Genomic DNA, 12,677 nt, shown 5'->3' with positions numbered 1-12,677 from the left:
GGAACCATGGCACTTGTAATGCTCATTGTCTCCATTGTCTTGGTGATCGGTGGTTATCAGATCTATTCGAAGAAGGTGGATCGCGAGATCATTCAAGCCGATCCCAAACGGGCCACCCCGGCCACGCTTTACAACGACGGCGTGGACTTCATGCCGGCCAGCGCCAGCGTGCTGTTCGGCTACCAGTTCAAGTCCATCGCCGCCTTAGGTCCCATCGTGGGCCCCATCGTCGCCGTGCAATACGGCTGGCTGCCGGCCATCATCTGGATCTTCCTGGGCGTGCTGTTCATCGGGTGGGTCCAGGACTACGGCTCGGCGATGCTGGCCATGCGGAACGACGGTATGACCATGGGTGGGCTATCGTACCGCTTCATCTCGCCACGGGCCCGCGGCCTGCTGCTCTCGTTCCTGTACATCTACCTGCTGCTCATCATGGGCGCGTTCGGTGCCCTCATCGCTCCCATCCTGGCCAAACCCATCGCGCCGGTCGGGTTCATCATCCTGGTCATCGCCGGGGTCCTGGCCGGCCAGATGACCTACCGCTGGAAGGTGGACCTCATGGTCACCACGGTGGTGACCGTGCTGCTGGCCCTGGCGGGCATCTGGTTCGGCACTACGGCCCCAGCCCAGAACTTCGTCAAGTGGATCAACGGTCTGGGGCCCGATCCCTTCATCCACCGCCCCCTGGGCTACGGCGACATGAGTTGGGCCAACTTCTTCTGGGCCATCGTGATGTTGGTCTTCTGCTACCTGGGCTCGGTGTTGCCCATCTGGCAATTCGCCCAGCCGGTGAACTACACCTCCTTCTGGTTCGTGCTGTTGGGCCTGGTGGGCTCCATGCTGGGCATCGTGGTAGCCGCCTTCACCGGCAGCGTGAACACCTCCTTTGAGATCCCGGCCTGGATCACCGCCTGGCAGCCCCACTTAGGCCCCATCTGGCCCATCCTCTTCGTCACCATCGCCTGCGGGGCCATCTCCGGCTGGCACTCGCTGGTCTCCACCTCCGGTACGGCCCGCCAGTTGGAGAAGGAGACCGACGCTCTGCCTGTGGGCGGTGGCGCGATGTTTATGGAAGGCGTGCTGGCCACCCTCTCCACCATCTTCGCCGCCACCTTCGCCCTGAGCGGCAAGTTCTACGACCCGGCCCAGGGCTACAAACTGGTCAAGGGGGCTGGCGGCGTGTTCGTCTACGGCATGGCCCACTTCATGAATGTCATCGGCTTCCCGGTGGACCTGGGGTCGGCCATCGGCATCGTCTTCCTGGTGGTCATGGCCCTGACCGTGATGCAACTGGTGCTGCGCTTCATGCGCGTGGCCAGCGCCGAGTTGCTGGGCGACCGCATCCCCGCCTTCAAGAACCCACACTTCGGCACCATCGTGGCCGAATTGCTCACCCTGTTCATCATCGTCTTCGGGTTCTGGCAGTGGATCTGGGTGCTGTTCGGCGGCTCCAACCAGGTGTTCGCCGGCATCGCCCTGCTGTTGCTCTCCATCTGGCTGGCCAGTGAAGGCCGGGCCTACAACTGGACCTTCATCCCCGGCATCTTCATGTACATCACCACCCTGGCCGCCCTGCTCTATGTGACGGTGTACAACGCCCTCTGGAAGGGCGTGGTCCAGAGTTGGGGTCAAGGCAACACCGGCTTCATCATCGGCAACCTGATCTCGGCCGCCTTTGGCCTCTACATGGTCATCGCGGCCCTGATGCTCCTGCTGGACGGCCTCAAGGCCTTCAACAAAGCCAAGGCCGGGCAGCTGGCCACCACGGGCGATTGATGACCGCCTCGTCCATCCCGTTCCCCTGAGGCCTCGAGGGAGGAGGGTGGCGCGCCGCCCTCCTCCCTTCCCAAAACGCCACCATGCTTCAAGTCGAAATCGTCGCCCACACCATCAGCAGCATGATGCACTGCGCCCACTGCCAGGTCTTCCTGGACGAGGCTGGCGTGGGCACTCAGGTGCATCGCGAAAACCTACAGGCCTATCCCCCGGAGTGGCAGAAGGAATGGGAGCGGCTTTCCGAACTGGTGGAGCACCCCGCCCAACGCTTTGCCGGACGCATCGTCATCCCCCTGACCGATGCCCAATCCCTGCGGGGGCTGTGGTGGGCCATCTGCGGCGTGCGGCGCTACCCCACCTTCATCGTGGGCGGTGAGGAGCGGCTGAGCACCTGGGACGAAGAGCGTATCACTCAGTGCATCCAGCGCTGGCTGGAAAAAACGGACCCTGTGAGGTGACCCCTTGGCCATCCCCATCCTGGATTTATGGGTGATCGCTGCACCCGGAACCGATATCTTCCCCCTGGCTCCCAGCGGGGCCGTTGTGGCCGAAGATTTTCTCACCCAGGCCCGCCTGAAAGACGAAGTGACCGCCCAACAGGAAGTCGCCTACGCCGTGCGACGCGCGCTGGCCTACCTGCACCATCGCTTCCCCGGACGGCTGCGGGTGCGCTGGGTCAACCCCTGGAGCCTCTATGGGCTTTGGTTTTGCTGGCGTCACAAAGTGCGGCGCATCCCCAGCCTGCTCTTGCCCGATGGACGCCAGTTCACCCTGGCCCACCTCAACCTCCCCGCCCTGCGGGACTTCATCGCCGCCTACCTGGCCGGCGAATCCCCCAACCTTTCTCAGGAGTAGCCACCATGAGTGAACAAGAAAAACGGTCCTTCTGGCAAAAGACCAAAGCCGCGGTGTTGGATTTCATCTACGGCATGGCCTCCCATGAAATGGCCCGCCAGGCGCTCAAGACCCGCGGCAGCATGGAGCATCTGTTCATCCTCATCACCATGGGCGACCTGTTAGGAGTGCCCATCCTGCCGCCCTACTACTCCCTGCGGTTGCTCCCCTATGTGGTGCCGCAGATTAGCACCTGGCGACGCCGCATGTTGCGCGAAAAAGACCTGACCGACGCCCTGGCCTAAATCCCCCTTTCGTGAGGTGACACGATGTCTTTAGCCCGTGTGTTCCGCGAGCATCCCGAGCGCCGCTACATCATGTTTGGCGGCAAGGGCGGCCTGGGGAAGACCACCTTCTCCGCCGCCACGGCTTACTGGCTGGCCCAACAAGGCAAAAGGGTCCTGGTCTTCTCGGTAGACCCACAGGCCTCCCTTTCCGACATCTTCCAACGCGACATCTACGGCAAGGGTGCCGTGGAAATCATGCCCAACCTGTACGCCCAGGAAATCGACGCCGATGAGCACATCCGGGCTTATCAGGAAGAGATCCGGCAGAAAATCCGAGATATGTACGGCTTTGACAAGATCCCCCAGGAAATCGAGGATTACATCCAGGCCGCCTCGGCCGAACCCGCCATGGAAGAATCGGCCATCTTCGACCAGGTGGTAGACATCATCGTCCAGGGGGGCTACGACTACTACATTTACGATCTGGTGCCCCTGGGGCATGCGCTGTACTACCTGAGCATGTCCAGCGTGTATGACCAGTGGATCAGCAAAATCACCAAACTGCGGGAGGAGATGCGCGAGTACGAGCAAATGGCCGCCCGCATCCAGCACAAGAGCGAACTGCCCGAGGACCAGATCCTGGCCGAGTTGCAGGACATCCGCTACCGCATCTCCACCTCGTCCGGCATCCTCACCGACCGGGAGAAGACGGCTTTCTTCTTCGTCCTGGTGCCCGAGGAGATGATCCTCATCGACACCGAAAAGGCGGCGAAACTCTTTGCCAAATACGATGTCCCCATCAGCGGGTACATCGTCAACCGCGTGATCCCGAAAGAGGTGGCCCTGTCGGAGCGCGCGCCGGCCTATCTGCGCAACCGCTACGAAATGCAGCAAAAGTACCTGGCGAAAATCCGCGAGCAATTCGGGGAACAGGTGCTGGCCGAGATCCCGGAGATGGAGCGCGACATCGCCGGCCTGGACATGATCGCGCGCATGGCCGAAGCCATGTTCGGAGGAGAAACGCTATGACCACGCCCGTAACCACCCAGGAACGCTTGAGCATGAAAGAGTTCGTCGCCAGCAAGCCGCGTCTGAAATATGTGTTCTTCGGCGGCAAGGGCGGCGTGGGCAAGACCGTGTTGGCCGGTGCGGCGGCCGTAGGCTTCGCCCAACAGGGCAAGCGGGTGCTCCTGGCCTCCACCAACCCGGTGCACAGCCTTTCCGGCTTGCTGGACCAGGATGTGTTCGGCAAGCCCACCCCGGTCGAGGGCGTGCCCAACCTGTGGGCTTACGAAATCGACACCAAGGACACCATCGAGCGCTCCAAGCAGGAAATCCGCGAGAAAATCGAATGGTTCCTCAAGTACGCCGAAATCAAAGGCCGCGCCGACGAGTTCATCGAAACGGCCACCATGAACCCGGCCTTTGAAGAGTCGGCCATGTTCGAAAATATGCTGGACATCATGTTCCGCGACGAGTACGAACTGTATGTGTTCGACACCGCACCCACGGCCAACGCCCGCCGCCTGCTGGGCATGTCCTCGGTCTATACCCTCTGGGTCAACAAAATGATGCAAAGCCGCGAAGAGGCCCGCAAAATGCGGCTGCAACTCTCCTTCTCGAAAAAAGAGGAGGAGAAAGACCCCCTGATGGACTACCTGATCAGCTTCCGGGAACGCATGGACCGGGCCAAGACCCTGCTCACCGACCCCGAGTTGACCGCCTTCTTCTTCGTCACCCTGCCCGAGGCCCTGCCCATCGCCGTAATCCGGCGCTTTATCAACTGGTTCGACGAGTTCGGCATCCCCATCGGCGGGGTGGTGGTCAACATGCGCATCGACCCCGAGGCCATCCAACAGGACGCCGACGCCTTCGTCAAGAACCGGGTGAAGATGCAGGCCGAATACATGGAAGAAATCGAGCGCCTTTTCGGCCCCATGGTGCGCGCGGTGCTGCCGCTCTACGAAACCGAGGTCCGTGGCGTGCCCATCTTGAAACGGGTGGCCGAGCAACTCTTCGCCTGAACCACATCCCCAACCTCATCCCCCAAAGGCACATTGGGCGGCTGTGGGGCCGCCCAATGTGCCTTGGCAGGCAACCACCATGAGCGAACCCATTGAGGTCATCCTGCACGAAATCCGGCTGCGCAACCTTGTGTTCGGCTCGCTCCGCCTGCTGCGGCTGGCGCTGCCCGCAGGCTGGGAACTGGAAAAGGGCCTGGCCCCGCCGGAAGTCAGCGCCACCCACGAGCGCGGTGGGCAACGCTGGGCCGTGACCGCGCGGGCCTGGTATGTGGTCTATCATCCCGCACACCGCTGGGCCGCCGAACTGACCATCCGTATCGCCCCCTCTCCGCCCAAACGTTCCCCCAACGGGGCACAACCCTTTCAGGTCAACGGGCACCCCGCCACCGTGCGGGTGCACCAAAAACGCCGCGGGCTGCCCTTGCGACGGCACACAGTGACCTTTCTCACCATCGCCTGGACCTGCCCGCACACCGACCGTTACATCGAACTGGAATACAGCGGCTGGTGCCCCGAAGAAGGGTTTACCGCCCTCCGTCAGGCCACAACCCAGGTGGCCTGCCATTGACACATGGGGCAAAGCCTCAGAGCCGCAAACCCTCAGCCAGCGCCTGGAAAAGCGCTTCGGCCGAGGCGCTCAGATCGGCCGGCAACGCCAGCCGCACGATCAAGTGCGGCTGCTCGCGCCGCAGCGAAAAGCCCCGCAGGGTGCTCCCCAACCGTTGGGCCATCTGCTGGATTTGCTCCCGCCGCTCGGGGCTGAGTTCGCCCTTGTGGAAGAGCCGCCACCCCTCGATGTCCGGCCCGGCGCAGAAGCCCTCTGCTTCCAAGCGGCGCTGCGTGCGCCCATCGCTGGGATGCACCAGTTCCCATTCCATCCCGGGCGGCGTGCGCAACAGCGCCTTGAAGATCAGTTCATCGCGCCGGTTGCGCAAACGCTGCAACCAGAACAAGGGCAACAGCTCCCGGGTCGCCATGAGATAAATCATCTCCACGCGGCGAAAAGGTGACCGGGCCTGGGCCACGATGAGCCGCGCCCCCGAGGAGGCCGAGCCAATCCAGCGGGCCTCGCTCACCGGGCCGAGCACCCTTTGGGTGCCCTCTCGCAGCCAGTGGAACAAGGCCATGCTCTTGCGTCGGTTCATCACCATCCCTGCCACATAGTTCACCCCCAGCAACACACTGATCCCAATGGCCAACAACTGTCCCAGGCTCACCGGTACCTCCACAAAGCAGTTTCCCTTAGTTTAGCGCAAAGGAGGCCCCATGTCAAAGTGGCGCACCCTGTGGCAAACCGTCCGCGAATGGGTCAGCGGCTTTTTGTATGGTATGTTATTCTATGAACTGGAACGCGCGCTGCGCCGGGAGCGGGCAGACCTGGAAAACCTGTTTGCCCTCATCCTGTACGGCGACATGCTGGGCGTGCCCATCCTGCCGCCCTACTACTCCCTGCGGCTGCTGCCGTACATCGTGCCGGTGGTCAATGTGTGGAAGCGTCGCCTATTGCGCGAGCGCGATCTGACCGATCTGGTGGCCGATCTCGAAAGTTGAACACCTTTTCCCAGAAGGAGAACCATGGACTTAGGACTGAAAGACAAACGTGCCTTTGTGGCCGCTTCTAGCCGGGGGCTGGGGTTTGCCGTGGCGCGAGTGCTGGCCGCTGAAGGATGCCGGGTGGCGATCAACGGGCGCGACCCGGAGCGGCTGAACCAGGCCGCCGCCCGACTGCGCCAGGCCCTGCCGCACGCGGTGGTGGTTCCCGTCCCTCAGGATCTCACCTCCCCCCAGGGGGCGGAGCAGGCCATCCAGCAGGCCGCCAGGGCCCTGGGCGGCCTGGACCTGCTGGTGACCAACAACGGCGGCCCGCCGGCCGGCCAGTTCGAGGATTTCGACGAAGCCACCTGGCAGAAAGCCGTTGACCTCTCCTTCCTGAGCCATGTGCGCCTGATCCGCGCCGCCCTGCCCTACTTGCGGCAGTCCGACGCGGCCAGCGTGCTGGCCATCACCTCCATCACCGTCAAGCAACCCATCCCCAACCTCATCCTCTCCAACAGCGTGCGCCTGGCCACCATCGGGCTGATCAAAACCCTGGCGCTGGAGATGGGCCAGGAGAACATCCGCTTCAACGCCATCCTCCCCGGCTGGACGCGCACCGAGCGGGTGATGGAACTCATGGCCTATCGCGCCCGGCAAAACGGCACCACGGTGGAAGAGGAGATCGCCAAACAAAGCGCCGCCAGCCCCCTGGGCCGTATGGCCGAGCCGGAGGAGTTCGCCCGCGCCGCGGTCTTCCTGCTCTCCCCCGCCGCCTCCTACCTGACCGGCGTGATGCTCAATGTGGACGGAGGGACCTACAAAGGCGTTTGCTAAGGGGCTCTCCGCCATTCCATGCGCGCCAGGATGAAAACAAGAAGGTTTGGCCCCCAAAAATCCCGGCCAAACCCTCCTGTTCTGCCGCCCTGCGCCTTGGGCGTCCTCACCCCTCCCGCCAGATGTCGCCGTAAGGGTGCTCGCCGCGCAGCAGACGGCCTTGCGCAAAGCGTTCCAGACGGAAAGGCCGGATGTCCACTGTTCGGGGCGCGCCGTCCACCATCCACTCGGCCAGGCTGCGCCCAGTGGCCGGGGCAATCTTGAACCCTGTACCGCTGTGACCGCAATCCAGCCAGAAGCCCTCCGGTCCCGCCGGGCCCAGGATGGCCCGCTGGTCCGGTCGGGTCAGGCCGTCGTAGCCCCGATGGGCGCTGTGCAGGGAACCCTGCTCCATGCCGGGGATGCGTCGGCACAGGTGCTCGATAGCCCGCTCCACGAAACCGGGATGGGGGTGTTCGGTGGGGGTGTCCGGGTCCTCCCCCAGGGGGTTGCCCACTTCCAGCCCCACCAGGGTCAGGCGACCTTGTTCGGGACGGAAATACATCTCATGGATGTCGTCGATCACCGCCGGGTGCAGGGGCTCCACCTCCGCCGGCTGGCGCACGAACATCACATCGTGGCCCCAGGTGGTCAGCGGGAGGTCCAGGCCCACCATGCGTGCCACCCGGTCCGCCCACGGCCCCGCAGCGTTGACCACCAGCGGCGCGTGGATCTCCGCTCCGTCGGCCAGGCGCACTCCGCGCACGCGGCTGTCGTCGGCGAGGATGGCGCTCACCGGCACGCCGGTCAGCAACCGCGCCCCCTGCCGGCGGGCCGCCTCGAGAAACCCCGCCGCCACGGCCGGCGGGTCGGCATAGCCCGACTCCGGCTCAAAGGCCGCCACGGCGAAGTCGTCCACCCGCAGGTAGGGCGCCAGGCGCTGCACATCCTCCGCGGTGACCAACAGCGTGGGGATGCCGATGCGCTGCTGCATGGCCACATTGGCCCGTAACGCCTCCTCGTAGGCCGGAGGCACAATGCGGAGGAAGCCGGTGCGCACAAAGCCGCACAAGCCGCTGCCCACCAGGTCGTCCCAGTGGCGAAAATAGGAAAACGACTTCCACACCAGTTCGCATTCCAGATCCAGGTCGTAGTGCATCCGCACCAGACCGCTGGAGCGCCCAGTGGCGCCGGAGGCCACGAACTTACGCTCCACCACCAGGGGCTTGAGGCCTTTTTGGGCCAGATGGAAGGCCAAACTGGCCCCATGCACCCCGCCGCCCACAATGACCACATCGGCCGTTTGAGTCACGGTTCCCTCTCCTCCTTTTGGATCGTGGCACCTTGCCACCTTCTGCCCTCATTGTAGCACGCGACCCGATGGAGCACAAAACTTTCCCCAAACCTTCGATTACGAGTATAATTAGGCGCCGGGTCCTGTCGTGGCGCGACGGGGCCTTTCTGTGGAGACTGACGAAACGGCCCTTCAGAGCCGCTCTGACACGGGGGAAGGCTCCACAGCCATCCCAGTTTGCAGGTGTGTTATGGACAAAAAAACCGACGGTCTGTCATTCGATCCCAGCGAACCGCTGCATCAATTCCGGGCCTTTTTCGAGGAACCCGGCGAGGACGCTGCCGCCCCAGAGGAGGTGCGCGTTGAGCGGTTGCTGCTCACCCCCCTGGACGGCGGACGCCTGCTGGATGTGGAGGTGCACCTCACCCGTTTTCGCTTTCGCCCCCATGTGATCGTCCTGGTGCTCAACGAGGCTGGTGAAGAAGTAGCCTCGGTGGATGTCATCGAGCCGGTGCTGCCCCATCTTTCCTTCACCCTCCATCTCCCTCCGCCGCACCAGGGGCGGTACACCTTGCGCGCTGAAGTGCTTTACCCCACCCCAGAGCACATGCCCAAGACGCCCGCCGAGCAACGCCTCAGTCGCGGCGAACTCAAGCCCCTGCCTCCCATGCGCGTGGTACACCGCGTGGAGGAAGCGTTTGAAGTTTAGCCCTGCGAGGTAACCCATGATCACCCTGCCGAAATATGTCTCCCTGACCTCCGGTCACGCCGAAGGCGTGGATGGGCTGACCGCTTTCGACAACGCCCTGATGGACGCCGGTATTCACGATTTGAACCTCATCAAGGTCTCCTCCATCGTGCCGCAAGGGTCGCGGCTGGTGCCCTTGCGGGAGTTCCCCGTGGGCAGCCTGGTGCCCACCGTGTATGTGAAATCGTGCAGCGATGTGCCCGGCACCACCGTGGCCGCCGCCGTGGGCCTGGGCCTCAGCCCCAACGGGCGCGGGATGATCATGGAAGGCCACCTCATTGGCACCCGCGCCGAGGTCGAGGCCCTGGTGCGTCGGCGTGTGGAAGAGGCCTTTGCCGTGCGCGGCCTGGAACTCCACGAGTACCATGTGGCCTCGGCCGAGCACACCGTGGTCAAGAACGGCTGCGCCATCGCCGCGGCGGTGCTCTGGGGCGACGAACTGGAGGAACAACCTGAGGACTGGATCACCGAAGCCTGGACGCCCGACACCCGCTTCTCCGTGCGCGTCCGCGGGCCGGTGTTCTCCCTGCGCTCCCCCTACCAGCACATCGACATCGTGGACACCTTCCAATTTGGCCGGATGCTCTGGCTGGACGAAACCGTGCAGACCAGCGAGGCCGACGAGTGGGCCTACCACGAAATGCTCGTCCATGTACCCCTGTTCACCCATCCCCACCCGGGACGAGTGCTGCTCATCGGCGGCGGCGACGGCGGCGCGTTGCGCACCATCCTGCAACACCCGGTTGAGCAGGTGGTCATGGTGGAACTGGACCGCGAGGTGGTGCGCGCCGCGCGGGAATACCTGACCACCATCCACCGGGGCGCCTTCGACGACCCCCGCGCCCGCCTAGTTTACGAGGACGCCTACACCTACCTGGAACGCTCTGCCGAGCCTTTCGATGTGGTCATCCTGGACATCCCCGATCCCATCGGCCCGGCCATGCGCCTGTTCACCGCCGAGTTCTACGGCCTGGTGCAACGCAACCTGGCACCCGAGGCGGTCATCGCCGCTCAAAGCGGCTCCCCTTGGCTGCAGCCGGAGGTGCTTACCCGCACCCAACAGGCCATGCGCGCCCATTTCCCCCAGGTGCATGCCTACCTGGGTCATGTGCCCACCTACCCGGCCGGCCTGTGGAGTTTCAGCCTGGCTACCCAGGGCCTCGACCCCATGACCCTGGACTGGCCCCAGGTGGAAAGCCGCTTCGCCGCCTTGGACCTCTCCACCCATTACTACATCCCCGCCGTCCATCGCGCGGCCTTCACCCTGCCCCCCTTTGTGCAACGGCTGCTGGAGGCGTGATGCCATGGGCGCGCCCTTTGCCCTGCGGCCTGCCCAACCCTTCCTGGCGGCTCGCCCCGCCGCGAACGCGCCTCAGGCGCAACTCGTGGGCTTTCCTTTCGAGGCCACGGCCTCCTTCCGCAGCGGGGCAGCCTTCGCCCCCCAGGCCATTCGCACCTTTTCCGAAAGCATTGAAACCTACAGCCCCCACCAGGAGCGCGACCTGGAGGACCTCATCCTCTGGGATCGGGGCGATCTCGTCCTGGAGGAACCGCTGAACCTCGGGGAACATCTCCCCGCCCTGAGGGACTTCTGCGCCCAACTGGAAACCCAGGCCCCCTTCACCCTGTACTTAGGGGGCGAACACACCGCCACCCTGGCCTTTCTCAGCCCGGAAAAGGTCGCTGATCCCAACTTTCACCTCATCGTGCTGGACGCCCACACCGACCTGCGGGAAACCTACCAGGGCAGCCCCTACTCCCACGCCGCCTGGGCCCGGCGGGCGTTGGAATGGCTGGGGCCGGAACGCCTGATCATCGCCGGGGCGCGCTCCGGCCTGCGCGAGGAATTCGCCCTGGCGCGCTCCCTCCACCTGCTGGCCCCCACGCCCCAGGACTTGTTGCAACGGATCCAGCGCCTGCCCGCCGAGGCCCGTATCCATCTCTCCGTAGACCTGGATGTGCTCGACCTCGCCCTGGCGCCGGGCACCGGCAACCCGGAACCGCTGGGCTGGCGCGTGGAAGATGTGTTGACCGTTCTGCAGGCGTTACCCGCGCGCCGGGTGCTCTCTGCCGACTTGGTGGAATACAGCCCGCCCCATGACCCCCACGGAGCCACCGGCGTCCTGGCCGCCTGGCTGGTGCGAGAAATGTTGCTGGCGCTGACCCCTGCCCAACACCCCCCTGAAAAGAGCCCCACCGTCAATCGCTAATCGCCAATCGCCCTTCGCCACTCCCCCCCACAGGGGGACAGAAACCACTCAGGGCCGGCCCTCACTTTCGGGACCGGCCCTGTTGCTTCGTCCGGGGGAAAGTCTTCCGGAGTCAGAAGACGATTTCCTCTTTTCCGGCAAGTTTGTCCTGCATCCGGCGGATGACCAGATCCAGGTGCTCCGGTTTGTCCACGAAGTTCACATCATCCGAGCGGATGGTCAACACCGGGCAAAGGTCAAACGAGGCCAGCCACTCGCGGTAAAAGCGGTCCAACAGGGCCAGGTACGCCTCGGTGATGCCCTGCTCCATGGCCCGCCCACGGCGGCGGATGCGCTCCAGCAGAACGGGCACCGGCGCCTGCAGGTAGATGAGCAGGTCGGGCAGGGGCAGCCGCCGCACCACCAGGTCGTAGAGCCGCAGGTAGGTGCGGTAATCCCGCTCGTCCAGGTGGCCCAAATGATGAAGGGCACGGGCGAAGATGTGAGCATCCTCGTAGATGCTGCGATCAACGATGGCCGAGCGGGGGTCTTGCGCCAGTTCCAAGTGCTGCTCGGCGCGATGCTCCAAGAAGAACACCTGCAGGTGGAAGGCCCAGGCCCGCATATCAGCATAGAAGTCGGCCAGGTAGGGGTTGTCGCTGACCGATTCATAGGCCGTGTGCCAGCCCAAGCGCTGCCCGATGCGCTCGGTGAGGGAGGTTTTCCCGGCGCCGATGTTGCCGGCGACCAACACGAGATGCTTGCCCATGCCTGACCTCCGTGTGAGGGCTACTTGCACTCGCTGTAGCCGCAGGCGTAGCAGCGGGCGCACCCTTCGGTGTACACCACGGCCGCCGCGCCGCATTCAGGGCAGATGTCGCCCACCTGGTGGACATCCAGTTTCGCCGGCTTGTCAGCGCCGGAGGGCGCGTCATTCCCAGACTCCGCCGCGGGCTGCATCTCGGGCAGCAGGGGTACGGGTGGGGCGGCTTCGGCCACCGGGCTGCCGTTGCTGCCGGCGCTCGAGGGCATTTGCAGGCTGAAGGTGAGCGCCTCCTCGTCCTCCGGCGTCAGGGCGTGGAAGTGTTTGGGCTGGTCCAGGTAACGGCGCAACGCCTGGGCGATGCCGTCGGCCAGGGAACGCACCCGGTTGGGGCCAAAGCCTGCCGCCCGCCC

Annotated in this window: 15 protein-coding genes; 12 read left to right on the top strand and 3 right to left on the bottom strand. The window is 64.4% G+C overall.

The window, feature by feature from the left end:
• From G4O04_08050 to G4O04_08020, 7 genes are all read left to right on the top strand, one after another.
• Window positions 1-1,776, top strand: a 1,776-nt coding sequence (locus G4O04_08050; protein ID HEY58471.1) for a carbon starvation protein A, incomplete at its 5' end; no start/stop codon positions are given.
• An 83-nt stretch (window positions 1,777-1,859) separates the two neighbouring features.
• A complete protein-coding gene (locus tag G4O04_08045) occupies window positions 1,860-2,234 on the top strand; it encodes a hypothetical protein (GenBank protein HEY58470.1) in 375 nt (124 codons plus the stop codon).
• 4 nt (window positions 2,235-2,238) lie between these two features.
• Complete coding sequence (locus G4O04_08040) at window positions 2,239-2,631, top strand: hypothetical protein (protein HEY58469.1); 393 nt, start codon at window positions 2,239-2,241, stop codon at window positions 2,629-2,631.
• A 5-nt stretch (window positions 2,632-2,636) separates the two neighbouring features.
• Window positions 2,637-2,915 (top strand): hypothetical protein, encoded by a 279-nt coding sequence (locus tag G4O04_08035; GenBank protein HEY58468.1) that lies wholly within the window; start codon window positions 2,637-2,639, stop codon window positions 2,913-2,915.
• 24 nt (window positions 2,916-2,939) lie between these two features.
• The gene (locus G4O04_08030) at window positions 2,940-3,926 is read left to right on the top strand and encodes a TRC40/GET3/ArsA family transport-energizing ATPase (GenBank protein HEY58467.1); all 987 of its coding nucleotides are present in this window, start codon (window positions 2,940-2,942) and stop codon (window positions 3,924-3,926) included.
• A gap of 32 nt (window positions 3,927-3,958) precedes the next feature.
• Complete coding sequence (locus tag G4O04_08025; GenBank protein ID HEY58466.1) at window positions 3,959-4,921, top strand: ArsA family ATPase; 963 nt, start codon at window positions 3,959-3,961, stop codon at window positions 4,919-4,921.
• Window positions 4,922-5,000: 79 nt separating this feature from the next.
• Entirely contained in the window at window positions 5,001-5,489 is a 489-nt protein-coding gene (locus tag G4O04_08020) for a hypothetical protein (protein HEY58465.1), read from the top strand.
• Window positions 5,490-5,505: 16 nt separating this feature from the next.
• Here G4O04_08020 and G4O04_08015 read toward each other — a convergent pair whose 3' ends face one another.
• Complete coding sequence (locus G4O04_08015) at window positions 5,506-6,138, bottom strand: hypothetical protein (GenBank protein ID HEY58464.1); 633 nt, start codon at window positions 6,136-6,138, stop codon at window positions 5,506-5,508.
• A 49-nt stretch (window positions 6,139-6,187) separates the two neighbouring features.
• Here G4O04_08015 and G4O04_08010 point away from each other — a divergent pair, with 49 nt between their 5' ends.
• Together G4O04_08010 and G4O04_08005 are read left to right on the top strand one after the other, a co-directional pair.
• Entirely contained in the window at window positions 6,188-6,472 is a 285-nt protein-coding gene (locus G4O04_08010) for a hypothetical protein (GenBank protein HEY58463.1), read from the top strand.
• A 24-nt stretch (window positions 6,473-6,496) separates the two neighbouring features.
• Window positions 6,497-7,291, top strand: a complete 795-nt coding sequence (locus G4O04_08005; GenBank protein ID HEY58462.1) for an SDR family oxidoreductase — start codon at window positions 6,497-6,499, stop codon at window positions 7,289-7,291.
• Between the two features lie 106 nt (window positions 7,292-7,397).
• Here G4O04_08005 and G4O04_08000 read toward each other — a convergent pair whose 3' ends face one another.
• Window positions 7,398-8,582 (bottom strand): FAD-binding oxidoreductase, encoded by a 1,185-nt coding sequence (locus G4O04_08000; protein ID HEY58461.1) that lies wholly within the window; start codon window positions 8,580-8,582, stop codon window positions 7,398-7,400.
• Between the two features lie 232 nt (window positions 8,583-8,814).
• Here G4O04_08000 and G4O04_07995 point away from each other — a divergent pair, with 232 nt between their 5' ends.
• Genes G4O04_07995 through G4O04_07985 form a run of 3 tightly spaced genes read left to right on the top strand, consistent with a single transcriptional unit; the run spans window position 8,815 to window position 11,522 of the window.
• Complete coding sequence (locus tag G4O04_07995; protein HEY58460.1) at window positions 8,815-9,273, top strand: hypothetical protein; 459 nt, start codon at window positions 8,815-8,817, stop codon at window positions 9,271-9,273.
• Window positions 9,274-9,289: 16 nt separating this feature from the next.
• Window positions 9,290-10,612 carry a polyamine aminopropyltransferase gene (gene speE, locus G4O04_07990; GenBank protein HEY58459.1) on the top strand — a complete coding sequence of 441 codons (1,323 nt, stop codon included), beginning with the start codon at window positions 9,290-9,292 and terminating at the stop codon, window positions 10,610-10,612.
• A 4-nt stretch (window positions 10,613-10,616) separates the two neighbouring features.
• Entirely contained in the window at window positions 10,617-11,522 is a 906-nt protein-coding gene (locus tag G4O04_07985; GenBank protein ID HEY58458.1) for an agmatinase family protein, read from the top strand.
• A 112-nt stretch (window positions 11,523-11,634) separates the two neighbouring features.
• Here the strand turns inward: G4O04_07985 and G4O04_07980 are convergent, their stop codons facing one another.
• Window positions 11,635-12,270, bottom strand: coding sequence for a deoxynucleoside kinase (locus tag G4O04_07980; protein ID HEY58457.1), 636 nt, complete (start codon window positions 12,268-12,270; stop codon window positions 11,635-11,637).
• Window positions 12,271-12,677 lie beyond the last annotated feature (407 nt).

The organism is Anaerolineae bacterium (assembly GCA_011176535.1).
In the GTDB taxonomy this organism is placed as follows: Bacteria; Chloroflexota; Anaerolineae; order Anaerolineales; family DRMV01; genus DUEP01.
Note: the sequence above shows the minus strand (reverse complement) of the source record. Positions and strands in the feature narration are given on the sequence as shown.

Excerpts from the sequence above, each read along its gene's own strand:
- speE (HEY58459.1), top strand. The coding sequence starts at position 9,290 with ATGATCACCCTGCCGAAATATGTCTCCCTGACCTCCGGTCACGCCGAA.
- G4O04_08030 (HEY58467.1), top strand. The coding sequence starts at position 2,940 with ATGTCTTTAGCCCGTGTGTTCCGCGAGCATCCCGAGCGCCGCTACATC.
- G4O04_08005 (HEY58462.1), top strand. The coding sequence starts at position 6,497 with ATGGACTTAGGACTGAAAGACAAACGTGCCTTTGTGGCCGCTTCTAGC.
- G4O04_08010 (HEY58463.1), top strand. The coding sequence starts at position 6,188 with ATGTCAAAGTGGCGCACCCTGTGGCAAACCGTCCGCGAATGGGTCAGC.
- G4O04_08020 (HEY58465.1), top strand. The coding sequence starts at position 5,001 with ATGAGCGAACCCATTGAGGTCATCCTGCACGAAATCCGGCTGCGCAAC.
- G4O04_07995 (HEY58460.1), top strand. The coding sequence starts at position 8,815 with ATGGACAAAAAAACCGACGGTCTGTCATTCGATCCCAGCGAACCGCTG.
- G4O04_07985 (HEY58458.1), top strand. The coding sequence starts at position 10,617 with ATGGGCGCGCCCTTTGCCCTGCGGCCTGCCCAACCCTTCCTGGCGGCT.
- G4O04_08025 (HEY58466.1), top strand. The coding sequence starts at position 3,959 with ATGAAAGAGTTCGTCGCCAGCAAGCCGCGTCTGAAATATGTGTTCTTC.
- G4O04_07980 (HEY58457.1), bottom strand. The coding sequence starts at position 12,270 with ATGGGCAAGCATCTCGTGTTGGTCGCCGGCAACATCGGCGCCGGGAAA.
- G4O04_08045 (HEY58470.1), top strand. The coding sequence starts at position 1,860 with ATGCTTCAAGTCGAAATCGTCGCCCACACCATCAGCAGCATGATGCAC.
- G4O04_08035 (HEY58468.1), top strand. The coding sequence starts at position 2,637 with ATGAGTGAACAAGAAAAACGGTCCTTCTGGCAAAAGACCAAAGCCGCG.